General features: G+C 40.1%; 24 protein-coding genes. 22 read left to right on the plus strand and 2 right to left on the minus strand.

The window, feature by feature from the left end:
- Positions 1-233 precede the first annotated feature (233 nt).
- The 14 genes from flgM to DXB39_RS06450 all read left to right on the plus strand — a co-directional run bounded on the left by flgM (position 234) and on the right by DXB39_RS06450 (position 14,054).
- Entirely contained in the window at positions 234-515 is a 282-nt protein-coding gene (gene flgM, locus DXB39_RS06385) for a flagellar biosynthesis anti-sigma factor FlgM (RefSeq protein WP_117841495.1), read from the plus strand.
- A gap of 16 nt (positions 516-531) precedes the next feature.
- On the plus strand, positions 532-1,044 hold the full coding sequence (locus DXB39_RS06390) for a flagellar protein FlgN (RefSeq protein ID WP_022242359.1): 513 nt from the start codon (positions 532-534) through the stop codon (positions 1,042-1,044).
- A gap of 17 nt (positions 1,045-1,061) precedes the next feature.
- A complete protein-coding gene (flgK, locus tag DXB39_RS06395; protein WP_117841494.1) occupies positions 1,062-2,804 on the plus strand; it encodes a flagellar hook-associated protein FlgK in 1,743 nt (580 codons plus the stop codon).
- Between the two features lie 22 nt (positions 2,805-2,826).
- Positions 2,827-4,677 (plus strand): flagellar hook-associated protein FlgK, encoded by a 1,851-nt coding sequence (flgK, locus tag DXB39_RS06400; RefSeq protein WP_117841493.1) that lies wholly within the window; start codon positions 2,827-2,829, stop codon positions 4,675-4,677.
- A gap of 14 nt (positions 4,678-4,691) precedes the next feature.
- Positions 4,692-6,203 carry a flagellin N-terminal helical domain-containing protein gene (locus tag DXB39_RS06405; RefSeq protein WP_117841492.1) on the plus strand — a complete coding sequence of 504 codons (1,512 nt, stop codon included), beginning with the start codon at positions 4,692-4,694 and terminating at the stop codon, positions 6,201-6,203.
- A 16-nt stretch (positions 6,204-6,219) separates the two neighbouring features.
- A complete protein-coding gene (gene fliW, locus DXB39_RS06410) occupies positions 6,220-6,681 on the plus strand; it encodes a flagellar assembly protein FliW (protein ID WP_117841491.1) in 462 nt (153 codons plus the stop codon).
- A gap of 1 nt (position 6,682) precedes the next feature.
- Positions 6,683-6,898 carry a carbon storage regulator CsrA gene (gene csrA / locus DXB39_RS06415; RefSeq protein ID WP_117841490.1) on the plus strand — a complete coding sequence of 72 codons (216 nt, stop codon included), beginning with the start codon at positions 6,683-6,685 and terminating at the stop codon, positions 6,896-6,898.
- Positions 6,899-6,985: 87 nt separating this feature from the next.
- Entirely contained in the window at positions 6,986-7,408 is a 423-nt protein-coding gene (locus DXB39_RS06420; RefSeq protein WP_117841489.1) for a flagellar protein FlaG, read from the plus strand.
- Between the two features lie 12 nt (positions 7,409-7,420).
- Positions 7,421-9,733, plus strand: a complete 2,313-nt coding sequence (gene fliD / locus DXB39_RS06425) for a flagellar filament capping protein FliD (protein WP_117841488.1) — start codon at positions 7,421-7,423, stop codon at positions 9,731-9,733.
- 65 nt (positions 9,734-9,798) lie between these two features.
- Positions 9,799-10,176, plus strand: coding sequence for a flagellar export chaperone FliS (gene fliS / locus DXB39_RS06430; protein ID WP_022242367.1), 378 nt, complete (start codon positions 9,799-9,801; stop codon positions 10,174-10,176).
- Entirely contained in the window at positions 10,160-10,645 is a 486-nt protein-coding gene (flgN, locus tag DXB39_RS06435; protein ID WP_022242368.1) for a flagellar export chaperone FlgN, read from the plus strand. Before fliS ends, flgN begins: the two co-directional genes overlap by 17 nt.
- Positions 10,646-10,833: 188 nt before the next feature.
- The gene (locus tag DXB39_RS06440; protein ID WP_117841487.1) at positions 10,834-11,661 is read left to right on the plus strand and encodes a flagellin N-terminal helical domain-containing protein; all 828 of its coding nucleotides are present in this window, start codon (positions 10,834-10,836) and stop codon (positions 11,659-11,661) included.
- Positions 11,662-11,920: 259 nt separating this feature from the next.
- A complete protein-coding gene (locus DXB39_RS06445; protein WP_022242370.1) occupies positions 11,921-12,220 on the plus strand; it encodes a hypothetical protein in 300 nt (99 codons plus the stop codon).
- 1 nt (position 12,221) lies between these two features.
- Positions 12,222-14,054, plus strand: coding sequence for a motility associated factor glycosyltransferase family protein (locus DXB39_RS06450; protein ID WP_158551970.1), 1,833 nt, complete (start codon positions 12,222-12,224; stop codon positions 14,052-14,054).
- Here the strand turns inward: DXB39_RS06450 and DXB39_RS06455 are convergent.
- Positions 14,038-15,207 carry a CgeB family protein gene (locus DXB39_RS06455; protein ID WP_117841486.1) on the minus strand — a complete coding sequence of 390 codons (1,170 nt, stop codon included), beginning with the start codon at positions 15,205-15,207 and terminating at the stop codon, positions 14,038-14,040. The two genes, DXB39_RS06450 and DXB39_RS06455, sit on opposite strands and share 17 nt — an antisense overlap.
- A gap of 13 nt (positions 15,208-15,220) precedes the next feature.
- Entirely contained in the window at positions 15,221-16,387 is a 1,167-nt protein-coding gene (locus tag DXB39_RS06460) for a CgeB family protein (protein ID WP_117841485.1), read from the minus strand.
- Positions 16,388-16,520: 133 nt separating this feature from the next.
- On the opposite strand from DXB39_RS06460, the gene DXB39_RS06465 reads away from it, so the two are divergent.
- The 8 genes from DXB39_RS06465 to DXB39_RS06500 all read left to right on the plus strand — a co-directional run bounded on the left by DXB39_RS06465 (position 16,521) and on the right by DXB39_RS06500 (position 25,159).
- Positions 16,521-18,083 carry a glycosyltransferase gene (locus tag DXB39_RS06465; RefSeq protein WP_158565970.1) on the plus strand — a complete coding sequence of 521 codons (1,563 nt, stop codon included), beginning with the start codon at positions 16,521-16,523 and terminating at the stop codon, positions 18,081-18,083.
- Position 18,084: 1 nt separating this feature from the next.
- Positions 18,085-19,344, plus strand: a complete 1,260-nt coding sequence (locus tag DXB39_RS06470) for a glycosyltransferase family protein (protein WP_117841483.1) — start codon at positions 18,085-18,087, stop codon at positions 19,342-19,344.
- Positions 19,345-19,426: 82 nt separating this feature from the next.
- Positions 19,427-19,792: a molecular chaperone gene (locus DXB39_RS06475; protein ID WP_117841512.1), complete on the plus strand. Its 366-nt coding sequence runs from the start codon at positions 19,427-19,429 to the stop codon at positions 19,790-19,792.
- A 56-nt stretch (positions 19,793-19,848) separates the two neighbouring features.
- Positions 19,849-20,991, plus strand: a complete 1,143-nt coding sequence (locus DXB39_RS06480) for a CgeB family protein (protein WP_117841482.1) — start codon at positions 19,849-19,851, stop codon at positions 20,989-20,991.
- Position 20,992: 1 nt separating this feature from the next.
- Positions 20,993-22,054: a glycosyltransferase gene (locus DXB39_RS06485; protein ID WP_117841481.1), complete on the plus strand. Its 1,062-nt coding sequence runs from the start codon at positions 20,993-20,995 to the stop codon at positions 22,052-22,054.
- 21 nt (positions 22,055-22,075) lie between these two features.
- Positions 22,076-22,801, plus strand: coding sequence for a phosphocholine cytidylyltransferase family protein (locus DXB39_RS06490; RefSeq protein ID WP_117841480.1), 726 nt, complete (start codon positions 22,076-22,078; stop codon positions 22,799-22,801).
- A 1-nt stretch (position 22,802) separates the two neighbouring features.
- On the plus strand, positions 22,803-24,008 hold the full coding sequence (locus DXB39_RS06495; protein WP_158565971.1) for a glycosyltransferase family 2 protein: 1,206 nt from the start codon (positions 22,803-22,805) through the stop codon (positions 24,006-24,008).
- The gene (locus DXB39_RS06500; protein WP_117841478.1) at positions 24,005-25,159 is read left to right on the plus strand and encodes a radical SAM protein; all 1,155 of its coding nucleotides are present in this window, start codon (positions 24,005-24,007) and stop codon (positions 25,157-25,159) included. The genes DXB39_RS06495 and DXB39_RS06500 overlap by 4 nt, the downstream gene beginning before the upstream one ends.
- Positions 25,160-25,163: the final 4 nt, after the last annotated feature.

Consider the following 25,163-nt stretch of genomic DNA (forward strand, 5'->3'; position numbering starts at 1 on the left):
AGCATCCATGTGTTCAGCCTAGTTCATAAATATGTGTCCAGGATTCTGGGTACATATCACAGTGATGCCGGGGCTATTTTACGCAAGAAGCTGCTGCAGGCAGGCACTACAGACTGGTAACAGGAGGAAAAAATATTTTCTTAAAATTGCACTAAGTTTTCCAAAGAAACGTCCGATAAATAGATTAGACAGCAGAAATGCGAATCATTTCAAGGAAGAAAGGAGATGCCGTTATGCGTATAGAAGCTTATAACCAGATCGCATCCATATATAAAACAAGTAAGACTGGTAAAGTACAGCAACCATATGGTGTAAGCACAGGCAGGGATGAAGTGCAGATTTCCCAGTTGGGAAGAGATTACCAGATCGCAAAACAGGCAGTCGCAGAAGCTTCGGATATCAGGGAAGATAAAGTAGCAGAACTGAAAACAAGTGTCCAGTCAGGAAAATATGATGTGGATTCCGGAGATTTTGCAAGTATGTTACTGGCAAAATATAACGAAATGAAGAAGTAAGAAGTGAGGATAAGCCGTGGCTAGTTTGATGGAGGATTTGGCAGATGTACTTCTGCAGGAAGATAAACAATATCAGGAGTTGATTGTTCTTTCAAAAGAGAAGACAGATGTACTGGTTGCCGGAAATGTAAAGAGATTGGAAGAAATTACTGCAATGGAGCAGGAAATGACAGATGTGCTTCATGGATATGAAGTGCGCCGCAGAACTATCTTACAGGATATGGCAGATGTACTGGGTAAATCAAAGGATGATTTTACCATTGAGACCATGATACAGATACTGGAATCACAGCCAAAAGAACAAAGCCGCCTTATTTCACTTCGGGATAAACTTCACAGGACGTTAAAGGAAATGGCACAGCTAAACACACAGAATCAGGCACTGATAAAACAGTCCTTAGAGATGGTGGAGTTTGACCTGACCTTGTTTAAGAGCCTGCGACAGGCACCGGAAACGGCAAATTATAACAAATCTGCATACAATACCGGAGATTTGTTAGGAAGCAGCGCTTTTGACACGAAACAGTAGGCAGGAGGAAAAGTACCATGGCAAATGGAATGGGAAGTTTATATATTGGTTCTTCTGGACTTCGGACAAGCCAGAATGCCTTGAATACGACAGCAAATAACCTTGCGAATGTTGACACAACCGGATATGTGCGCCAGCAGGTCATTCAGGCGGACCGCCATTACAATACATTTGATAAAAATGCAGCAATCAGTAATCAGCAGTCCGGACTTGGTGTAAGTATTGCAGATGTCATTCATTCAAGAGATATATTTTTAGATAAATCATATCGGACAGAGACTGGAAGACAGTCTTTTTATTCCGCATGCTACTCTGCAACCAATGAAATTTATACTTATTTTCAGGAGTTGGAGGGAGAAGCATTCCAGGATAGTATCTCGTCTTTATATACTGCATTTGAAGAGTTCTCCAAAGATCCGTCTGATTCGGTAAACCAGAACCTTGTAATGCAGAAATCGAGTCTGTTTATCAGCCGGGCGAAAGCCGTTTACACAAGTTTACAGAACTATCAGAATAATTTAAATACAAAAATTTCCAAGGACATTGACCGGATCAATGAACTGGGAAAGAAAATCTATGATTTAAATGAGAACATTGTAAAAATCGAGGCTGGTGGAGTCGAGACTGCAATGGAATTAAGGGACCAGCGGGATAACGCACTGGACGAACTGGCAGGTCTGGTTCATATCGACTATGATGAGAAATACGATGGAACTGTATTTGTTTCAATAGAAGGTGTTGATTTCGTAAATCGTGCCCAGGTATATGAGATGGGAAAAAGCGTAGATGATGAGACCGGTTATATTACACCATACTGGCCGCAGATGTCAGATACGAATCGTGGACAGACAGCCGATGTATTTAACTTTAATGTAGATATTTCGTCTGCTTATAACACTGATATCGGAGAATTGAAGGCACTGGTAATGCAGCGTGGAAATTATGTGGCAGATTACCGTGATATAGAAGGAAAATCCCGTCAGGAATATAATGATGGTGCAGGAATGTCTGTAATGCTTTCTACAGAAGCAGAATTAGACCAGCTGGTACATAAACTGGTTACAGCAATCAATGATATCTTCTGTCCGAATGTAGAATATGCTGGCACAGATTTAACCGGAACAACAGCAGATGGAAATGCGTTTACCATTACACAGGGGATGAAAGTTTTAGATACAGATAACTGCGCAGTAGGAAGTGATGGAAAGCTTCCACCACAGGAGCTATTTTCCAGGGTAGGAACGGATCGCTATACAGAGGTGAATGTAACGGATGCGGCTGGAAATACCAGGACATACTATGTATACAATGAGGAAAGTGCAACAGATATTTCTAAAATGTATACCTTGTCCAGCCTTAAGGTAAATGATGAAATTATCAGCCAGCCATCTTACATCCCGCATCTGACACAGGATAGTAATAATAAACAGGTAGCGCAGCAGCTTGGTACCGCATTTACAGAGATGTGGAAGAAGAGTGAGATTTCTTTGAATCCGAATGCTACCAGTAAATGTACCTTTATGGAATATTATGCACAGATGATTGGTGAAACAGGAACAGCAGGTTCTGTTTACAATACCATGTCAGAGACACTGAATAACACGGTAAATACCGTTGATAATAAGCGTCAGCAGGTAATCGGAGTTTCTTCTGACGAGGAACTGACCAGTATGATTCAGTTCCAGAATGCTTACAATGCAGCCAGCCGTTTTATGAATGTGGTAAGTGACATGATAGAGACATTAATTAACGGATTGTAATTAATATAGAAGAGGTGGGAATATGCCGTCACAATTTTTTGGATTAAATATAGCAGCATCTGCATTAAATGCATTTCAGGCATCTGTAAATACTGCTGCCAATAACGTATCCAATGTACAGACCAAGGGTTACAGTAAACAGGTAACGAATAAAGAAGCCGGTGAAGGAATGCGTGTCAATGCAAAATACGGAACCACCGGAACCGGAGTAAATGCGGTTTCTGTCACACAGCTCCGGGACAGTTATTATGACACGAAATACTGGAATAATAATGGAAACCTTGGATTGTATCAGAAACGTCTTTACTATATGGAACAGATTCAGACATATTTTACAGATGATGATACGGAAAAGGGTTTTTCCACATTGTTAAAAACCATGTTTAATAATCTGGATACCACACAGCATACGAACTTTGATGAAAATGTAAGAAAGCAGTTTATCGGAAGTGCCCAGAGTCTTGCTACCTATTTTAACGGAGTTGCTACGAACCTTCAGGAATTACAGGGAACCTTAAACAATGAGATTAAGTCTACTGTAGATAATGTAAACTCCATTGCAGAGAAAATTGCATTGATTAATAAGCAGATTAATCAGGTGGAAATCAATGGTGGACATGCCAATGAGCTGAGAGATAAGAGAGCACTTTTGGTGGATGAACTTTCCGCAATTGTTCCGGTTGAAATATCAGAAGTGCCGATTACCAACAGTAACTATCCGGATATGGATCTTGGAATTAATAAATACACCGTGAAAATTAATGGACAGACCATGGTGGACGGATACGATTACCGTACCCTCTCTTATGAAGCGAGAGAGCAGAAGATTAACCAGACTGATATTGATGGATTGTACGACCTGACCTGGTCAGATACCGGAGTAAAATTCAATGCAGCCAGTGCATCCATGGGTGGAAGCTTAAGAGCTTTGTTTGAAATGCGGGATGGAAATAATGCAGAAAACTTTACCGGTAAAATAGGAACAGAAGCCGGAAGTATCCGGAATACTGTGGTAGATGGAAGAACTGTAACACAGATTACCGTAAAGAATCCATCTATGACGGATGTAGAGAAATTATCCATTGCAGAACAGGGAATCATAACAGTATTAAACAATGATTATCTTTATTCCGATTTTACCATGAATGCAGATGGAAGTTATACTTTTACATTAAAGCAGGAGTTAAATGCATCCCAGAGAAGCAAGTTCTTAGGAGAAAGTGTCAGCATTGGAAAGAGTGTGGATGCCATGGGAATCCCGTACTATATGTCCCAGATGAACCAGTTCTTAAGGAGCTTTACCAAAGCATTTAATGATATTGAGCGGGGAGATGCAAATGATCCTGCAGTAGATTTAAATGGAAAAGAAATGGGAAGCTTCTTTGTAGGAAAGAGAGCTTTAGGCGGAGAATATGATTTTACAGATACACAGATATCCTCCGGTTCCAATACCTATTATCAGCTGACAGCATTAAACTTTGCTGTAAATTCAGAGTCCATAACAGACCCGGGAAGATTTGCAGCAGTAACCAGGTCAGAGTACACCGATGGTGTGGATAAATATACATTGCTGGATAGCTTGAAGAAATTAGAGAGTGACACCAAGCTTTACCGTGGAACGGGGGCAGATGCTTTCTTACAGTGTCTGCTTTCGGATATTTCTGTAGATACAGAAGAAGCGGAGCTTTTCAGCAAGAATTATTCCAATATAGAGTCGACTATCGATATGCAGAGACAGTCTGTATCCGGTGTAGATGAAGATGAAGAAGCACTGGACTTAGTAAAATTCCAGAATGCATACAATCTGGCATCCAAGATGGTTTCTGTTATGGCAGAGATGTATGACAGATTAATCTTAGAGACCGGAGTATAAGGAGGTTTGTTAGAATGAGAGTAACCAATAACATGATCATGAGCAATACCAAAATAAATATCAATGGAAATAAGACCAATGTGAATACATTGAATAATCAGATGACATCACAGAAGAAAATCAGCAGGCCATCTGATGACCCGGTTATTGCTATCCGTGCACTTCGGCTGCGCAGCAGTTTAAGCCAGATTAATCAGTATTATAAAAAAAATATTCCGGATGCAGAGGCGTGGTTAGATGTTACCGAAACCTCTCTTACTAACATGAAAAAGCTGCTGACTACCATTCACACCCAGTGTGATGCAGGAGCCAATGGAACACTGACGGAAGAAAACCGTAAGACTATTTTAAAGCAGTTACAGTCCTTAAGTGACCAGATTTATTCTGAAGGTGATGCAGATTATGCAGGAAGAACAGTATTTACCGGTTATAAGACGAATTCAACCTTGACATTTCAGGCAGACAGCAAAGAGACATATAATATCAGCGAGTATTTATCCGCAGATAAAATAGAAGAATATAATTATTCCTATGGAAATGTTAAGACGCCGACAGCTGCAGACGTAGCTGCAAAGACAGCACCGGGTACACCGGAGAATACTACACTGCACAGATTGCGCCTTTCCTATGACAATATTACCGATATTACTGGTGGAAAAATCAGTTACAGTTATACAGACACAGCAACCGGACAGATGACCACGAAAGAGCTGAATGTTACCACTGTTACCACCAGTGATTTAGAAGCGTCTTCTTATGCAATAGCAGATAATGACATTGTATTTAATAAAGACACCGGTGAATTTCTGATGGGAAAAACGCTGGCATCAAATCTGAAATCATTCGGAGCAACGGTTTCTGTAAATTATGATAAGACCGGATTTTCCAAAGGAGAATTACGACCGGAGAATTATTTTGACTGTACCAATAATACAGATGCAGCTAATCCAATCCAATATACTAATTTTGAAAATGGAAAGAGAGTCCGGCAGGATATTGAATATACCATTGCATCGAATCAGACGCTGGTGGTAAATACACAGGCAAGCACAGTGTTCAATTCTGATATCGCAAGAGATTTAGATAATCTTACTTCCATTGTGCAGTCAGCAATTGACGCACATAGTGTAGTGGACAACATTAAGGAAATGAAAGGCTTAAGCCAGTATTCCTCAAAGGACGACCAGGAATATTTGGAAAGCTGTCTGGCTGCTGCCCAGAAACAGGCAGATTATGCAGATCATCAGCTGCAGACAGTGTTTAACAGGGGACTGACAAAATTCGAAGGCTATATGTCAGATGTAAACCTTGCAATCACGGATGTGGGAAGCAAGGGACAGCAGCTTGATATTACAAAGAACCGCATGTCTAATCAGCAGCAGACGGTAGAGGCACTAAAATCAGACAATGAGGATAAGGATTTGTCAGATATTATCATTGACTATACTTCTTCCTATACTGCATATCAGGCATCTTTACAGGCGGCCGCTAAATTAGAAAGACAGACTTTACTGGATTATCTGTAAGAAAGGAGAAACTGGCATGAAAGCAGCAACAAGATTGTTTGGGGAAATAGAAATTGACGAAAGCAAAATCATAACATTTGAGGACGGAATCATTGGATTTCCGGATATGAAGAAGTTTACCTTAATCTTCGATGAAGAAAAAGAGGGCAGACCATCCATTTCCTGGTTACAGTCCATGGACGAGCCAGAGATAGCATTTCCGGTAATGGATCCGCTGTTCGTTTGTGAAACATATAATCCAAGTGTGGAAGATGAATTGTTAAAGAACCTTGGAACCATAAAAGAGGATAACCTTTATGTACTGGTAACAGTTACCGTGCCACAGAATATCAAAGAACTTGCAGTGAACTTAAAAGCACCGATTGTAATTAATACAGACACAAGAAAAGCGAGTCAGATAATCGTAGAGGATGACCTGCCGGTAAGATACAGAATTTATGAAATTTTAGAAGAAGCAAAGAAGAAGGCAGGTGAATAAGATGCTGGCATTAACAAGAAAAAAGGGAGAATCCCTTGTTGTCAATAACAATATTGAGATAACAGTACTGGAAATCAGAGGAGACCAGATTAAAATCGGCATCTGCGCACCGAAGAATGTGCCGGTATACCGGAAAGAAGTATATTTACAGATTCAGAAGGAAAATGAAGCTTCTCTTAAAGCTGATGGGTTAGAAGCTTTGAAAAATTTACTGTAACCGCTAAATAAATTTACGGGTTCTACCGATATAAGAGTTAGAACAATGGTAAACGGAAATGACAAGAAGCACATGGAGGTGTAAGCAATGTCAATTGAATCAATCAGAAACAGTGGATCGGTGTATCAGGGAAGTTCTCCGGTTCAGGGAACAATAAGAGAAAGTTCCGCAGTAACAACAGAAGGATTACAGACAAGTGCAGATGAAATACAGCAGGAAAATGCCAGCGTATTAGAAAATGCAGCAGCACAGGGTCAGAATCCAACAGAAGAAGAAAAAGCAACTGCCTCTTCCTCGGAACAGGTTAAGAAGGCGGTGGAGAGCATCAATCGCAGCCAGGCTCATACAGAAGCAATCTTTGGTATCCACGAAGGAACCAATCGTGTCACTATTAAGATTGTGGACAAAGAGAGCAAGAAAGTGATTAAAGAATATCCGCCGGAGAAGACACTTGACATGATACAGAAGCTCTGGGAGATGGCAGGGCTGATGGTAGACGAGAAGAGATAGGAGGTACTTAAGATGGCAATTCGAGTATCAGGATTAGCGTCAGGAATGGATACCGAGTCGATTGTTACACAGCTCGTATCTGCATATAATGTAAAGAAAAATACATATGTAAAAGCACAGACCAAGCTTTCCTGGAAGCAGGATGCATGGAAGACATTAAATAAAAAGGTAAAGAGTCTTTACAGTAACATGACAAGCTTAAAGTACAGTTCTGCGTATAAGACCAAGATGGCGTCGGTGTCAGATACTACTAAGGCAAGTGTCAGTGCAGAGGGTACTGCTGTAAACGGAAGCTACAGCTTAAAGATTAATCAGGTGGCAAAGTCCGGTTATCTTACCGGCGGCCAGTTAGCAGCCTCTACAACCGGAGCAACCAAGCTCAGCGAGTTATTGGGTGATGACAGCTTTACCGGTGGAAAGATTGAAGTGACATCTGCCGGAAAGACCAGCACAATCGAAGTGACGGCAGATACAACAATCAGTGATTTTGTATCAAAATTAAACAAAGCAGGAGTAAAGGCATCTTATGATTCGATAAATCAGAGAATTTATGTGGCAGCATCCGGTACGGGAGCAGCCAATGATTTCAGCCTGTCAGGAGTAGATGACAATGGAAGCACAGCATTAAAGGCACTGGGCTTGAGGGTAGCTTCCAAGAGCAATACAGAGAATTATAAGTCATGGGCAGCGTATGATGGACAGGATATAGCGCAGATTCTTGCGGATCTGCAGAATTCCAAGGATGCAATCTCAGCAGCCAATAACAGCATTACACAGTCGCGCTCTAAGATTTCCGGTTATACAACAAAGGTAAATTATGCATCTTCCTATGAGACCATGATGAATGCATATAAGGGACTTGATAATGCAGGAGAAATCCGTGATTTGGATGAACTGGCATCCATGTCCAAAGCTGATTTATCCAAAACATATGAATTGGATGATGATGGAAACTTTAAAAGAGATTCAGAAGGAAAGCTGATTGTAGCAGATGATACAGTCGCAGATGATAAAAAAGCAACCGGTACAGACCGCCTGAATGCCCTTGCAGCCAAGGCAGGTCTTGTTAAGAAGAAGGATGAAAATGCCGGCGAAGATGTAAAACAGGTTACCATTGCAGAATTTGCGGCAGCAAAGGCTGCAGTAGACAAGTATGACGCCCAGGCAGCTGATGACACCCTGACAGCTGATGAAAAAGCGGATATGAATGATTTTATCACCAGTGTACAGCATGCTTATAAGGGGACAGCAGATTCAGAATATGCATCCATAGAAGAACTTACCAATGCATACAATGATAAGATTACGAAAGAGCAGGACAGTATTACTGCCCAGAATCAGATTATCAGTGACAATAAGGCTGTTCTTGAAAAATATGCCCTGTTAGATAACGGGGAAGATCAGGCGACGCTAGAGGCACGTATTTCCTATGCGGTAAAACAGCTTGCCAATGCAGCTGACAAGACACAGTACAATACGGATGCAACCCGCGTAGATGGTCAGGATGCAGAGATTTATGTAAATAATGCAAAATATACGTCATCCTCTAACTCCTTCAGCATTAACGGACTGAAGATTGAGGCGCTGGCTTCAACAGAGGGCAGTGAGATTAATGTGACGGTAAAGAATGACGTAGACGGTGTATACAAGAAAATAAAAGATTTCTTAAAAGAATATAATTCCCTGATTAATGAGATGACTTCTCTTTACAATGCAGATTCTGCCAAAGGATATGAGCCGTTGACAACGGAAGAAAAAGATGCCATGACAGATTCTGAAGTCGAGGAATGGGAGAAGAAGGTAAAGAGTGCATTGCTTCGCCGGGATGACAGTCTGGGTAATCTTTTAAATTCCATGACCAGTGCCATGTATAAGGGATATACTGTGAATGGCAAGAGTTACAGCCTTTCCAGCTTTGGTATTTCAACCCTGGGATATCTCAATGCAGATGAGAATGAGGAAAATGCTTATCATATTGATGGTGATGCAGATGATTCAGCGGTTTCTTCTAAGACCAATAAGTTAAAACAGATGTTACAGGAAGACCCGGATACAGTTACGGCATTCATGCAGCAGCTTGTTACCGGTGTATACAATGAGATTGATACCAAGATGCGCTCTAATTCTCTGAGCAGTGCAATGACTGTTTATAATGATAAGCAGATGGCAAAAGAGTATAGCAATTACACTACCACCATTAAGAAGTGGGAAGATAAGATTACTTCGATGGAAGATTCTTATTATAAGAAATTTGCGGCGATGGAAACTGCACTGGCAAAATTACAGCAGTCTACATCCTCACTGTCAGGTCTCTTAGGTTCATAAGTGCCGATAAATGTCAGTCACAGGTATAGACCGGTGATAATGTGAAAATACATGGAGGTAACACGATGACAATGAACAATGGATATGCAGCATATCAGAACAGTAAGATTATGACTGCTTCTCCGGCAGAATTGACACTGATGCTTTATGAAGGTGCCATCAAATTCTGTAATATTGCAATCATGGGAATTGAGGAGAATAATATCCAGAAAGCCCATACAAATATTGTAAAAGTAGAAAATATCATAGAAGAGTTTCAGGCAACCTTAAATCATAAGTATCCGGTTGCAAAGGACTTTGAAAATGTGTATAAGTACTTACAGGAACGTCTGGTTGAGGCAAACATGAAAAAAGATAAAGAAATTTTAGAGGAAGTACTGGTACACCTTCGCACCATGCGTGATACTTGGAAAGAGGTAATGAAGCTTGCACACAGCAAATAACAGCTATATTGAAATCTTAAAACAGAGCCTTACGAAAAAAATAGAACTGCTGGATACAATTATGGCATTAAATGTATTGCAGAAAGATATGCTGGAAAATCCGGATTTAGATCCGGATGAACTGGAAGAAAATCTGAACCGTAAGGCAGATCTGGTAGAGCAGTTATCAAAGTTAGATGACGGATTCAGTCAGATTTATGACCGGGTCCGAGCTGATTTGACAGAGAACCGTGGGGCATATTCGGAAGACATTGCTCAGATGAAGCGGGATATTACCGCAATCATGGACAAGAGCACTGCAATCCAGAGCCAGGAAAAACGCAATCAGGTATTGATGCAGCAGAAATTTACTTCCGTGAAGAAACAGATTAAGGAAGTAAAGAAATCCAGACAGGCGGTGAATTCCTATTACAGAAATATGATGAAAATGGGAACTCCGGGTTCCACATTTCTGGATGATAAGAAGTAGACTGGAAAAATTTAAAAAAATTTTCCATTTACTATAAAGTATCGAGACGACCGTCCGATATATATAACAAGTAAACAAGATATTGTTACTTAGCAGATGGATTTGAGGAGCGTACGACCGATAAGATATCTGCAACAAAAAACAAGTAGTCGCAAGGAAGCGACGTTAAATTCAAGGAGGAATTAATTATGGTAGTACAGCACAATTTACAGGCAGCAAACACAAACAGACAGTTAGGTATCACAACAAGTGCACAGGCAAAATCAACTGAGAAATTATCTTCCGGTTACAAAATCAACCGTGCAGCAGATGACGCAGCAGGACTTTCCATTTCTGAGAAAATGAGAAGCCAGATCCGTGGTCTTAACAAAGCTTCTTCAAACGCACAGGATGGTGTATCTTTAGTACAGACCGCTGAGGGTGCATTAAATGAAACACATTCTATCTTACAGCGTATGAACGAACTTGCTACACAGGCAGCTAACGGAACTAACACTTCTGTAGATAGAAGCGCTATCCGTGCTGAATTGGATCAGTTAACATCTGAAATCAACCGTATCCAGTCTACCACACAGTTCAACACAATGAACCTGTTAGATGGTACTTTCTCTGGAGCAACAAATCAGATGAAATTACAGGTAGGTGCCCTTTCCGGACAGTCTATCGACTTCTCAATTGCTAATATGTGTGCAACAAAGATTGGTCTTAAGAAAACTTTAAGTGTAAGTACATTTACAAAAGCTGGTTCTTACATGAAATCAGTTCAGGATGCAATCGAAGTTGTTTCTAAACAGCGTTCAGCAATGGGTGCTATCCAGAACCGTCTGGAGCATACAATTGCCAACCTGGATACCACATCTGAGAATACTCAGTCAGCAGAATCCCGTATCCGTGATACAGATATGGCTTCTGAAATGGTTACATACAGCAAGAATAACATCCTTGGTCAGGCAGGTCAGTCTATGTTAGCACAGGCTAATCAGTCTACTCAGGGTGTATTATCCTTACTTCAGTAATCATAAGTACTCAACCATAAAAGTAAAGCTGACCCGAAAGGGTCGGCTTTATTTTTTACTTTACAGGAAATTGATTTCCTGTAAAGTAAAAAAGCGCTCCGCGAGGATGCGCACGGTGCGTATAAGCTAGATGTCGCAGGTGCGAGAATGTGCTAAGGCACATTCTTTGTTACACGGGTAGTGATAATTATTTTCTTAGTGACGAAAAGATTAGTATCATGTAGAATAGAAGAAAAGAGATAAGACGAGGTACTATAAAGTGGAAGCAGGAAAGTATAGTCAATTACAAGAGGAAATGAAAGCAGTAATCCGGAAGTTGTATCAGAACCAGCAGGAGGAAACTTATCCATGGATTGGTGCACATATTCAGGAGATAAAGGATAGCCTGTTAGAACAAATTACATATTATACAGAAAAAGGTGAAACCGACGTAGCAATACAGGAACAGGCAGTTACTATATTGGAACATTTGATTCATGCATATCAGAATCATCAGATCATGGAACTGGCAGATTGCCTGAACTATGAATATGGCAGATATATGGGATGGGAGATATAATATGACGATATACGAAAAGAATATGCAGGCAATCCGGGAACACCATGTAAGACTTCATGAATATCTGGAAACGGCACAGCCGGAGCAATCAGTAGAGATACGCTATGAAGCAGCGGAAGATGAAATGCTTTATCCGATTGTGACAAAGGGCGGATTGGAATACCGGTTAAATAGTAAATATAATCCAAAGGAAGCATCCATGCAGTATGTCAGCCAGTTTGAAAAAGAAGGCTCCTACAGTGTGTTCTTTCTTTTGGGATTTGGAGACGGAAGAAGTATAGAAGCATTGGCGCAGACGCTGGATGAGACCATGACACTTATTGTATATGAACCATCCGTTGCTATTTTCCAAAAAACATTAGAGACCTTTGATTATACTGAACTTTTAAAGAAGAAAAATGTGTATTTGATAGTAGAGTCAGAGAACATGCTGCAGGATTATTTAGAATCCGGTATCAGCTTCAACAATATCCGGATGCTGCGTCTTGGTATTCTTCCGAATTATGATTCCATTTATCCGAAGGAATGTAAACATATGTTAGAGACTATGATATATTTCATGAATAAGACGAAAACATATCGGAATACCATCTATAATTTCCGGGATGAGTTTGCGGCACATGCTCTCAGTAATATGTATGATTATCTCTGGCAGACAGATACCCATTATCTGAAAGAATGTCTTGCGGAGGAGGACTTGAGCGATGTACCGGCAATTATTGTGGCGGCAGGACCATCCTTAAATAAAAATGTGCAGGAACTGAAGCGGGCGAAAGGAAAAGCATTGATTCTTGTGGTGGATGCAGCACTCCGGGCAGTAGTAAATGCCGGAATTACACCAGATTTGGGAATGACGGTAGACGCAAGAGTTGCAGACCGCTTTTTTGAAGGAATTGATATCAGCACATTTCCGTTTGTATTTGAGGCAATATCCAGAGAAGAAATCGTAAAGAGACATACCGGCAAACATTTCTATGATGAATTTCCGTGTAATATGTTTGCAAAGGCTGTAATAGAAAGAAAAGGCTATGTCTTGGATGATATTTTAACCGGAGGTTCTATTTCTACCAGCGCATTTTCGCTGGTAAAGGCACTGGGTTTTAAGAAAATTGTATTTATCGGCCAGGACCTTGCTTTTACCGGAGGACAGAGCTATAACAGCGGTCTGAAAATGGATGAAAAAGAGAATGAGCAGCATCAGAAGAAACGTGTCATTGTGCAGGTAAAGGGCAATGATGGAACCATGCTGGATACAGACTATCAGATGGATATGTACCGGAAATGGATTGAAAATGAAATTTTAAAATTGCCGGAGGATATTACGGTAATCAATGCAACAGAGGGCGGTGCAAAAATAGAAGGCGCAAAAGTGATGACATTAAAAGAAGTCATTGATTCCTGCACGAAAGAAATTGATTTCGAAAAATTATTGCAGGAAGTACCACTGGCATTTTCAGAAGAAGAACGGCAGGATATTATCCATGAGATAAAGGAAGAGCCGAAGCGTCTGGAAGAAGTAAAGGAAAATATTAAGAAAGCAAGGGAAGTTGCAGAGCAGTTAGAACAGGCATCCAAAGATGGAAATATAGAGGAGCAGAAGAAGCTGCTGACAGAATTTGGAAATCTTAATGAAGAAATCCAGAAAGAGCCGGTGCAGGATTTGTTACTATATTATAACAGTGAAATAGAATTTTCCATTGGGGATGATGTATTATCTGCAGATTTAACAATACCAGACTTATGCAATCGTGCAAAAGCCTGGTACAAAGGCTATGAATCTGCGGTAGATCGACTCATAGCAGATTTACATGAAAAATTTATTGACCGTCTATAACAGATAACATGGTTTGAATCCGGTGCTCAAAGGTGTGGGCATCTAAAATTTTACCAAGGGCGTTGGCAGCAATCTGCTGACGTTCTTTTTCGTGGGAAAGATAATAGTCGGCATAAGTTTCTGCTTCCTCATAGGAAGAATAATAAATGAAATCTTCTCCCGGAACAAAGTAATTCAGAAAATCTTCCTGATAATTGGTCAGCAGGAAACCACCGCTTCCCATAATATCGAATGCCCGCAGAGGAATGCCCTTTTGGATACTGCGCAATGTAATGTTAAGATTAATCTTTGAATGTTGGAAAACCAGAGGCATAATTTCATAATAGTCAATGGCTCCCATATTTTCTACTTTGGGAAGCTGCGGAGTAGGATTGTTGGTATAAAGCTTCACCTGATGCACTGCGGAAAGCTTTTTTAGGATTGCAGTGCGGTCTAATTCTGCCAGTTTCCTGGCAAGGAAATAGTTGGCATAAATATAGCGCGGTGTTTCGATGCCGTCTTCATTTGGCGCATATGGAACGGATTTTTGCATATCACTTAAGATGGTATCATTTAATAAACCGGGAATTAGGAATTCACCATATACCTGCTGCTGGGCGGCAATAATTGCATCGAGGTATCCCTTCGTAAAGGCAGGAAGCTTCTGATATAAGCGGTCATAAAGCAGGTGGTCTTCGTTATAAAGAGAACCGACAAAAGAAATCTCGGAAGAGATTATATCAAGGATAGAATCTGCTGCCTGCATGGTGGAAAGTCTTTTTGCATTTGCAGCAAGCGGCAGATAGAATACCCGGTCAATGCCCCCCTGCTTTAACTCTTCGTAAATCGGATAATCGAAAAGAAAAATATAATTGGTGGGATAAGTAATCGTAAAGGAATACAAAGCCACCAGCGGACTGTCATAAACATAGGAAACATAACGGAGATTATGCCGATGGGCACAGGTGGCCAGAATCGGATAATAGTTAAAGGAAAATACAAAGTCGTAGGAAGTATTTTCTACAGTAGCATCAAAAGCCGCATCATAGGCAGCACTTTTGCGGACATTATAATCCTCGTGCATAAATAAATCGGTTTCAATGTTGCAGTTATGAAATGCTTCTAACATATCTTTTTTGGCAAAAGCCGGTGAATCAAGAAATAATATTTTCATAGAGTTCCTTTCATTAAAGAGAGAGCGCAGAGGATAACATTTTCTGAAGTTGTTTCTCATAAGTATAATGATTTAATACTTTCTGATAGCCGTTTTCGGCAATTTCTATCCGTTCTTTTTCATGGGAAAGATAGTATTCGCATTTAGACAGAAGGTCATCAGGACTGGTATAGATGTCTAAATCTTCTCCAATGGTAAAACATTCACTTAAATCATTCTGATAATTTGTCAGTAAGAAGCCACCGCATCCAAGAACATCAAAGACACGAAGGGGAATACCATTCCGGATGGATTTGCAGGTCATGTTCAGATTAATTTTGCTGTGGGCAAAGACCTGAGGCATTTCTGTTAAAGTCTTAACCCGTCCACGATTGTGGACAGGAAGAGCGTCTGCATCACTTCCGGTGTATAAGTCTACTGAAAAATGGGAGCCAAGAAGGGACAATAGGTGCTTCCGCTCATTGGCAGTTACCTTCATGCCAAGGTACTGCTGTGCAATGATATCCCGGTCAACCCGTCTGGCTTTTTCCGGCGGAATATAATAATCCGGCATACAGTCAATAAATTCTTTGACAATAGAATCCGGCAGCAATTCATTTAAAAGAAACGCACCGTAAATCTGTTCCTGTGCATCCATAATTCCATTCAGATAACCTTCGAGATAAGGGGAAGGATTCTTGATGGAATCATAAGGACATTTCTCTGTATAAAGCGAGCCTACAAAGGAAATATCACTTTTGTAGGAATCGGGATTGACATCAGTAAGAACGGAATTCCAACGGTTTACATTGGTTGCCAGCGGCAGGAAAAAGGTATGAGCCGGGTTATATGGCGCAAAGTCCTGATATTGCATGGAATCAAAGAGAAAAATACGGTTCCACTCATTCGAATAGGAATCCGAATATAATTCCATGACAGGACTGTCTACCGTCCAGCAGATATAAGGAAGCTTCATGATATTACAGATTTCCGATAAAACAGGATAAAAGTTTATCGAGAAAATGCAGTCGAAGGAAGATGATAACAGTGTATCAGAAACATGCTTGATGACTGTCTGTGTGGGAATATTTTTATCGGTAATTTCAAGATTAATACAGAATACTTCATGCCCTAAATGCTTCATGGCTTCGATAATATCCGGTTCGCAAATGCTTCCATAACGGTAGAATAGTATTTTCATGATAAACTTTCCTCTTCCTTGGATATAGAGTATAATAACTATAACTATTGTAACGAAATCGAAAGAAAGAAACAAGGTTAGAATAAGGAGAAATCGTCGCAGGACGAAAAGAAAATATATGGAACAGTTTTTTATGATTTTACAAAGAGGACTGGGGCAGCTGGATGCAACAGGGGAATATGAAGAAGGAACGCTGCGGGAGTTAAAGGAAAGCTACCAGAAATTTGATGCAGCGATGCAGCAGAATATGCTGCGCGTAATAGAACAGTCATTGGCAAAGTTTCCAATAACATTGCAGATTTACATCTGGTCATCCCTGCTGGCGGTTCTTCGGGATGAAAAAATCATTCCTTATATGGGAGAATTAACGGCAGATGACTCTTTGAATTTATGGCAGAAAGTGGAATTAATGAATCAGTTGCAGCGGACAATTTTTGCCAGTGAAATGATAAAGGATGACGAGGCAGAATATAAGAGAAACAGTGACGCTTATACTGCATTGATGGATGAAATCAGACAGCGGAATAAAAAGGAATTTTCCTATCTGCCGTGGGAAAAACGGAATAAAAAAATTGTTCTGATAACAAAACAGTTTATCGGAAGACAGCATGCACCGACGGAAATAACATTGCAGATGAACCGTTATTTAAAGGAACTGGGTTACGAAGTGGTATTATATGTCGCCTATATGCCAAATCAGAATACAGCACCGTTGTGGTATAAGCAGTGTCTGTGGAATAATTTTATGAATACAGCCGGAGCATTTCAGGGCGAGATAGAAGGAGAGGAACTGAAGGGTTATAATCTGCTTTTTACACAGGAAAATTATCCGGAACAGCTTTATGATGCGGCGGAAATGATATGGCAGGAAGCACCTGAGTGGGTGCTTGAAATCGGTGATAAAACAATATTGGCAGATTTATGCCGGCAGTTTACCACCGTATTGACCAGAAGGTGTGTTAAGACAATTCCGGTAACCAATGCACCGATTATCGTACTGGCTTCGGATTATACCATGGCGGAAGAAAGACGATATCAGAGCTGGCTGAAACCGTACCAGCAGTTTGTGGAAGTAAAACATTCCATTGTGGGAAATACAGTGGTTGTGGAAAAAGAGAAGAAAGAAAATTATGGCATCCCAGAAGACAAGTTCGTAATTTTACTGGTGGGAAACCGGCTGGTGCAGGAAGTAACAGAGGATTTCCTTAAGACGATTTATACGATGCTAGAGGAAAATCCAAAAGCAGTACTGGCGGTTATTGGAAATTGCGAGGCACTGGAAAAAAGGATAGCAGAAGCATATCGGGAGCGTTTTTATTTCCTTGGATATACCGAAGAATTACAGAAAACCATGACCATAGGAGATTTGTTTTTGAACCCGCCAAGACAGGGCGGCGGTACCGGAGCCATGTATGCAATTTTACAGGAAATTCCGGTAGTGACACTGGACAACTGCGATGTGCAGGTAAATGTGGGCAAGGTATTCACCTGTGATTCTATTGAGTCGATGGTAAATCTGGTACATCAATATTGTGAAGATAAAGGATTCATGGAGAAGAAGAAGGAAGCATGCCGCAGAAAAGCAGAGGAAATTCTTGCAGTAGATGAAAAAGAAAACTATCGAAGGTTATGTGAATTTGTGGAAACTTATACGATAAGGCAGGAAAAGCAGGTACAGCATCCGGACGGGAGATAACATGGAGCATAGAATAAGAGAAGCAAAAGGGACAATTTTAATCTATAAGGGAGAACCAATCTGCTATAACATTTTAAATACATTTGCAGAGCAGCTGGGAGAAGCGTTACAGAGGCTTGGAGAAGAGGTAGAATATTTTGATGTGAAGCAGAGCGGCGAAGCTGCTCTGGCAGCTTATGCAGGAAAAACATATCAGGCGGTAATTGGCTTTCAGAGTTATCTTTTTGATATTTATCTTCCGAAGGCAGGCATTTATTTACATGACTTGATAAAGGGACCAAAAATAAATTTCCAGTTTGACCATCCAATCTGGATGAAGAATCATTATATCAGAATGCCGGAGCATTGCTATAGTGCAACCCATGACAGAAATTATGCGGCATTTATAGAAAAGTATTATCCGAGAATTGCAGGAAGTTCCATTATCTTTCCGGGAGGTTGTGAGAAGTCAGCAGGAGAGAATGGAAAACAGGAAGCAGAGCGGAATTTGAGGGGGGTGCAGGATAAAAAGGAATATCAGATATCCTTTATTGGCACCTATACGGACTATCGGAGTTATCTGCCACTGATCAGAAATAGCCAGGGAATCATTAAAAAGATAGCAGCCCATTTTCTGTTTCAGATGAAACAGCACCCGGAAGAGACTGCGGAGAAAGCATTGGAAGAATCCTTACGAAAAGATGGAATTGTACTATCGGATGAAGAATTTTTAGAAGTATTAGATGGTGTCAAGCCAATGATTTATTGCATCATGTCCTATTACCGGGAAAAAGCAGTAAAGGTAATTTTAGAAGCAGGCATTACACTGGAAGTATTTGGGGACAGTTGGAAGAAGAGCCCGTTTGGGGATTCACCATATCTTCGTATTCATGAAGCGGTGGATATGAGAGAAAGCCTTGAAGTCATGGAAAAAAGCCTTATATCTTTTAATGTGATGGCCTGGCATAAGGATGGATTTACGGAGCGGATTGCAAACAGCATGTTACAGCATAGCGTGGTGCTTACCGATGAAAGCACTTATCTGAAAGAGCAGTTTACAGATGGGAAAGATATTCTCATGTACCGGTTGAATGAACTTTATAAGATTCCGGAACTGCTTGCGGATTATCTGAAAGGGGCAGGAAGAGATAACCTGCAGATGATTGCAGAGAATGCTTATAGGAAAGCAAAGGAAAATTATACCTGGGAGCAGAGCGCAAAAAAGCTTCTTGCATTTATTGATGAAATAGATGCCCAGGAAAGAAAATGCAGTGAAAAGTGAAAATACTCTTGTGAAAATGAAGGAATGAACCGATATACATTCTATAGAAAGGCGGCACAGGATGTGCCAGGGTGAAAATATCATGGAAGATAATAGAAGAGAAGAAAAAGAAGCGTTAAAAGTATTGACGGAGTATAGCCCGAAATTATTAAAATCTATGAGAAATGTAATGGAAGAATTACATGGAAATCGTCAGCCGGATACCGATGAATATCTTTTGAGCATTATCAAAGGTATGAACTGGGAAATTCAGGTCTTAAATGGAACAATGGACTATCTCAATGAAATCGAGCAGCTTATTGATAAGCAGGCAGCAAATGCTTTGTTTGTAAATTTCAGCAAAATATATCAGGAAAAAGATGATGAGAAGCTTGCAGAAGTCTTTGAGAAGGACATGATACCATTCTTTGAAAAACTGGAAGAAGTAGCCAAAGTTAAGATGAATTAAAAAACTACTGATATCGAAAGGTATCAGTGTTTTTCGTTACAAAGCAGGAGAGAACAATGAAAATATTATTCTGGCAATGGCATTCTTTTATGGGAAAAGGAATGGAACGTGCGTTACACAGATTGAATATTGCTTATGATACCTTCTTTTATCAGATGAATGACTGGGAATCGGATGATCGGTTTGCAGAGCAGTTGGAAAAGAGGATTTCGCAGCAGGCGTATGATGCAGTGATTTCTATAAATTTTAATCCGGTTATTTCTGATGTATGCCAGAATCATAAACTGCCTTATCGTGCGTGGGTCTATGATTCTCCGATTCATATCCGCAATGTACAGGCACTGAAGAATTCCTATACAAAAGTGTATTTTTTTGACCGTGGACAGGCAGAAGAATATCAAAGACAGGGAATCAATGCCGGCTATTTGCCACTGGCAGCAGATGTGGAAACATTTTATCCGGTTGCAGTTACAGAAGTCGATAAAAAGGAATATGGAGCAGAGATTTCACTGGTAGGAAAATTATATCAGACTGTCTATCCACAGTATATGGCACCTTTGAAAGAGTATGACAGAGGATATTTGGAAGGTGTGATTGCGGCTCAGAAAAAAGTATATGGCGGCTATTTCCTGCCGGATTTTATAACGGATGATTTGATAGAGAGAATGAATGCAGTTTATCAGAAGCAGTGGAATGGAGAGATTACGGTAAATCATCGTGAAATTGAATTTCTGCTGGCCAGTGAGATTACACGAAGAGAGCGGCAGGAAATATTAACGCTTCTTTCCAATCATTTTGATGTAGCGCTCTATTCCGGAGAACAGAATGTAGCCATACCAAAGATAAGAAAGAAGAATTATATCGATTATTATACCCAGATGCCAAAAGTATTTAAATGCTCTAAAGTGAATCTTAATATTTCGCTGAAAACAATCCGGACAGGAATTCCGCTGCGTGTACTTGACATTCTTGCCAGTGGCGGATTTGTGATTTCAAACTTCCAGGAAGAGTTGGCAGAGTACTTCCGGCTGGGAGAAGAAATCATCACTTATGGAGATATAGAAGAGCTTTATTATCTGGTAAATTACTATTTGCAGCATGAAGAAAAACGGAAAGAAATTGCGGATAGAGGATTACAGCGGGTAAAAGAAGATTTTCGATTTGAAGAACGGATGAAAGTAATACTTGAGGATTTATAACATGAGAAAAATTTCTGTATGTATCATCACGAAAAATGAATCAGAAAAATTGAAAAAGTGCCTGAAACAACTGATGGGGTATGGCTTTGAAATTATTGTAGTAGATACCGGTTCTACGGATGATACGGTTGTCATGGCAAAAAAATATGCAGATAAAGTATGCTATTTCAGCTGGTGCAATGATTTCTCCGCAGCACGGAATTATGCATTGACTCAGGCGTCCAATGACATTGTTATGATGATAGACAGTGATGAATATTTACAGGAAATAGATACAGGCGAGCTGGAAAAATTGTTAAAGCAGCATCCTTCTATGGTAGGGCGAATCAAAAGAATTAACCGCGTTTCCGTAGGAGAGCAGGAAACAGAATACATAGAACGGATTAACCGGATATTCTCCAGGCAGCAATATGAATATTCGGGCAGTATCCACGAACAGGTTACAGCGAAAAATAAAGAAGAGTATGAAACTTACCTTGCTCCGGTTGTTATCTTGCATGATGGTTATGAAGGCACCGAAGAGGAGCGGAGGAAAAAAGCAGAACGTAATCTGAAGTTATTGTTAAAAGAGTTGGAGAATCATCCGGATGATACTTATTTCATGTATCAGATTGGAAAAAGCTATTATATGGCAGAGGATTATGAAGAAGCAATCCGGTATTTTGAAAAAGCATTGGGCTATGACTTGAATCCAAAACTGGAATATGTAATTGACATGGTGGAAAGCTATGGATACGCACTTTTGAATACCGGGCGGGTTGAAACGGCATTGCAGTTTCAGGGGATTTATGAAGAGTTTGGAGACTGTGCGGATTTCAAGTTTCTGATGGGACTCATCTATATGAATAATGAACGTTACGAAGAAGCAGTAGCTGAGTTCTTAAAGGCAACGGAGTATAAGAGCGCACGGATGACAGGAACAAATTCTTATCTGGCATATTACAATGCAGGCGTAATCCGGGAGTGCCTCGGAGACATCGGACAGGCACTGGAATATTATCGGAAATGCGGAGATTATGCAAAAGCACAGGAGAGAATCAGGGCATGCTCAAAGGGTGAATAGATACAAAGGAGAATGAGAACTATGAAGGCTATTTTATTGGCTGCAGGACGGGGAACCAGAATAGCGAGAAATGTTGAAATGGTGCCAAAGTCAACTTTGCCGATAGATGGAGAACCATTGATTCGGCGTTCCGTAGCATTGCTTCAGAAAGCTGGAATGCAGTGTATTGTATGCACCGGATATAAAGAAGAAAAGGTAAAAGAAGCATTAGAAGGAATGGAAAAAATTACATATTGCTACAATCCTTTTTTTGATGTTACAAACAGCCTTGCAAGTCTTTGGTTTGCAAGAGAAGAGATGGATGATGATCTGATTATCATGAATGCAGATGTGTTCTTTACTGAAGAGATATTAACTGCACTGCTTAAAGATAAAAGAAGTCCAGTTATGGCAATCGACCGTTCCCGGGTGCAGGAGGGAGATTATTTTTTTAAGACGGCATGGAATGGCCGAATTGAAAAGTATGGAAAGGGACTTCCGATTGAATTGCGCAGCTGCGAATATGTAGGTATGGCAAAAGTGGAAAAGAGTTTTCTGCCGTTATTTAAAAAACGTATGGAGGAAATGATTCGAAGCCAGCAGCATAGTGCCTGGTGGGAAAATGTATTATATTCCTTTACGGATCAGAAAGAACAGGATATTTATACCGTGGATGTGGACGGTAAGTTCTGGGCAGAAATAGATTATTTTGATGATTATGAAAGAATTATAGATTATGTTGCACATACAAGAGAAAGTAGGAAATAAGATGAGTAAACTGCCTTTGGTATCAATTGTAATTCCTGTTTATAATGGGGGCAATTATTTAAAAGAAGCAGTTGATAGTGCGTTAAATCAGACGTACCGTAATATTGAGATACTGGTTGTAAATGATGGCTCAAAGGATGATGGAAAAACAGAAGCAATTGCATTGTCTTATGGAGATAAGATACGTTACCTGAAGAAAGAAAATGGTGGTGTGGCGAGCGCACTGAATATGGGAATTAGAAATATGAAGGGAGAATATTTTTCCTGGCTGTCACATGATGATTTATATTATCCGGAGAAGATAGAAAAGGAAATGCAGGCAGTACAGTCGCTTGCGGATAAGACAACAGTAGTGCAATGTGAATATGATTTTTATGATATGGCATCCGGGAGCCTTACTACGACAAATTTTCATAAATATTACACGTTAGAACAGATTACCAATTCTGTATTCAGTGTATTACAGTTACAGATACATGCCTGCGGAGCGCTGATACATCGGGACAATTTTACCCGGGCAGGCTGTTTTGATGAAACGATTTATACGGTACAGGACATAGAACTCTGGTTTCGTATGTTAAGAAATCGTAAATCCTGTTTTGTTCCGGAAGCACTGTTTCGGGTAAGAGAACATGCAGCAGCAGGCTCAAGAACCATACCGTCTTATTATGCGGAGACATGTGCACTGTATATAAGACTGATAAAGAAAATGAGTTTGGCAGAAATGGAACGTGTATTCGGTTCACCATGGCGTTTTCTTGTACGCATGACAGCTTTTATAAAGAGTTACGGTGGAGATATTTCTGTGATAGAAAAAATGCTTGCCGAATGCAGTCCGAATGATTCTGACAATAGAAACCGCAAGATATTAGCGGAAAAACTTCAGAAGAACCGGAAAAGAATTGTGATATTTGGTGCAGGACAGTATGGGGTAAGAATGCATTATGAACTTCTGAAGAGGGGAATAGAGGCAGAACTGTTTTTAGATAATAGCACAGAAAAGAATCAGAAGATAATAGATGGATTGCCTTGTCAATTACCGGAAACGGTACTTGATGATAAGGATAATATTATGGTTGTAGTGGCTCTCAGAAATTGCCAGAGTGCGCTGGAACAATTGCAAAAGCTTGGCTTTACCAATATCATAATCCGGCAGGAGATTGATGGAATATTAACAGATAGAAGCAGGAAACAGGTGAAAGTATGAAGTGGACAAATAAAGGACACGAATTTGATACAGTTTATCAGAATATAGAAAAAAAGGATAAATTCTATTTATTCGGAGCTGGTGAATATGGAGAAGCAGTTTATCAGGAATTAGAAGATAAGCTTTCGGTTGCAGGTTTTATTGATAACAACCCGGAAAAACAAAAAGAGCATTATCTAGGAAAACGTGTATTTGATTTAGAGGAAATTGATAATGAAAATGCCGGAATTATTATAACAGTATCACCTTATACCAGAAAGCCGCTAATACAGCAGCTGATGACCAGTGGATATGTTTATAATCAGGACTTTTTTACAATGGAAATCTTCATGTCCGTTTATTTTGCATATCAGAGAGAAGAATTGTATATTCCATCCATTTCTTTTCTGCCGAGCACAAAATGTAATTTAAATTGTGAAGCATGTCTGAATTTTACACCATATATGAAAGAGCCGATGGTTCGTTCCTGGGAGATTGTGAAGGCAGATGTAGATATGTTTTTCCGGTGTGTGGATTATATTATGCTATTCCATATCAGCGGTGGAGAGCCATTCTTATATCCGCATCTGGCACAGTTGATAGAGTATATCGGAGAAAATTACAGACATAAAGTTCATTTCCTGCGAACAGTAACAAACGGAACTGTTTTGCCGAAAAAGGAGATACTGGAAGCCTGTAGAAAATATAATGTGGATGTTACCTTAGATGATTATAGGGAGGCTGTTCCGGCATCGGAAGAGAGATTTCAGGAGATTCAGAAGCTGTTTAAAGAATATGGAATCGTATATGAAATAAACAAGGTTGACAACTGGATTGATCTTGCACCGATGACAACAGACCATAGTGACTGGAGTGAACTGCGCCTGCAGAAGTGGTTTGAAGGATGTCATGTTCCGTGGCAGGAGCTGCGCGGTGAAAAAATATACAGTTGTAATTATGCCAGTTATGCAGTTGTAGCAGGATTTATGGAAGAACAGGAAGATGAAGTATTTGATTTGAAAAAATATGACAGAAGCCGAATGAAAGAACTGATGGAATTCCGTATGGGCTATAATGAAAAGGGATATGTGGAATTCTGTAAAAGATGCAGCGGTTATGTCGATATTAATGATCATATTGTATCACCTGCAAAGCAAAAAGAAAGAAGTTAGGTCA

The sequence above is a fragment of the Roseburia sp. OM03-7AC genome (assembly GCF_003462625.1).
Lineage (GTDB): Bacteria > Bacillota > Clostridia > Lachnospirales > Lachnospiraceae > Roseburia_C > Roseburia_C amylophila.

Coding starts and splice junctions, on each gene's coding strand:
- flgM (WP_117841495.1), top strand. CDS start 234: ATGCGTATAGAAGCTTATAACCAGATCGCATCCATATATAAAACAAGT.
- flgK (WP_117841494.1), top strand. CDS start 1,062: ATGGCAAATGGAATGGGAAGTTTATATATTGGTTCTTCTGGACTTCGG.
- flgK (WP_117841493.1), top strand. CDS start 2,827: ATGCCGTCACAATTTTTTGGATTAAATATAGCAGCATCTGCATTAAAT.
- DXB39_RS06405 (WP_117841492.1), top strand. CDS start 4,692: ATGAGAGTAACCAATAACATGATCATGAGCAATACCAAAATAAATATC.
- fliW (WP_117841491.1), top strand. CDS start 6,220: ATGAAAGCAGCAACAAGATTGTTTGGGGAAATAGAAATTGACGAAAGC.
- csrA (WP_117841490.1), top strand. CDS start 6,683: ATGCTGGCATTAACAAGAAAAAAGGGAGAATCCCTTGTTGTCAATAAC.
- DXB39_RS06420 (WP_117841489.1), top strand. CDS start 6,986: ATGTCAATTGAATCAATCAGAAACAGTGGATCGGTGTATCAGGGAAGT.
- fliD (WP_117841488.1), top strand. CDS start 7,421: ATGGCAATTCGAGTATCAGGATTAGCGTCAGGAATGGATACCGAGTCG.
- fliS (WP_022242367.1), top strand. CDS start 9,799: ATGACAATGAACAATGGATATGCAGCATATCAGAACAGTAAGATTATG.
- DXB39_RS06440 (WP_117841487.1), top strand. CDS start 10,834: ATGGTAGTACAGCACAATTTACAGGCAGCAAACACAAACAGACAGTTA.
- DXB39_RS06450 (WP_158551970.1), top strand. CDS start 12,222: ATGACGATATACGAAAAGAATATGCAGGCAATCCGGGAACACCATGTA.
- DXB39_RS06455 (WP_117841486.1), bottom strand. CDS start 15,207: ATGAAAATATTATTTCTTGATTCACCGGCTTTTGCCAAAAAAGATATG.
- DXB39_RS06460 (WP_117841485.1), bottom strand. CDS start 16,387: ATGAAAATACTATTCTACCGTTATGGAAGCATTTGCGAACCGGATATT.
- DXB39_RS06465 (WP_158565970.1), top strand. CDS start 16,521: ATGATTTTACAAAGAGGACTGGGGCAGCTGGATGCAACAGGGGAATAT.
- DXB39_RS06470 (WP_117841483.1), top strand. CDS start 18,085: ATGGAGCATAGAATAAGAGAAGCAAAAGGGACAATTTTAATCTATAAG.
- DXB39_RS06475 (WP_117841512.1), top strand. CDS start 19,427: ATGGAAGATAATAGAAGAGAAGAAAAAGAAGCGTTAAAAGTATTGACG.
- DXB39_RS06480 (WP_117841482.1), top strand. CDS start 19,849: ATGAAAATATTATTCTGGCAATGGCATTCTTTTATGGGAAAAGGAATG.
- DXB39_RS06485 (WP_117841481.1), top strand. CDS start 20,993: ATGAGAAAAATTTCTGTATGTATCATCACGAAAAATGAATCAGAAAAA.
- DXB39_RS06490 (WP_117841480.1), top strand. CDS start 22,076: ATGAAGGCTATTTTATTGGCTGCAGGACGGGGAACCAGAATAGCGAGA.
- DXB39_RS06495 (WP_158565971.1), top strand. CDS start 22,803: ATGAGTAAACTGCCTTTGGTATCAATTGTAATTCCTGTTTATAATGGG.
- DXB39_RS06500 (WP_117841478.1), top strand. CDS start 24,005: ATGAAGTGGACAAATAAAGGACACGAATTTGATACAGTTTATCAGAAT.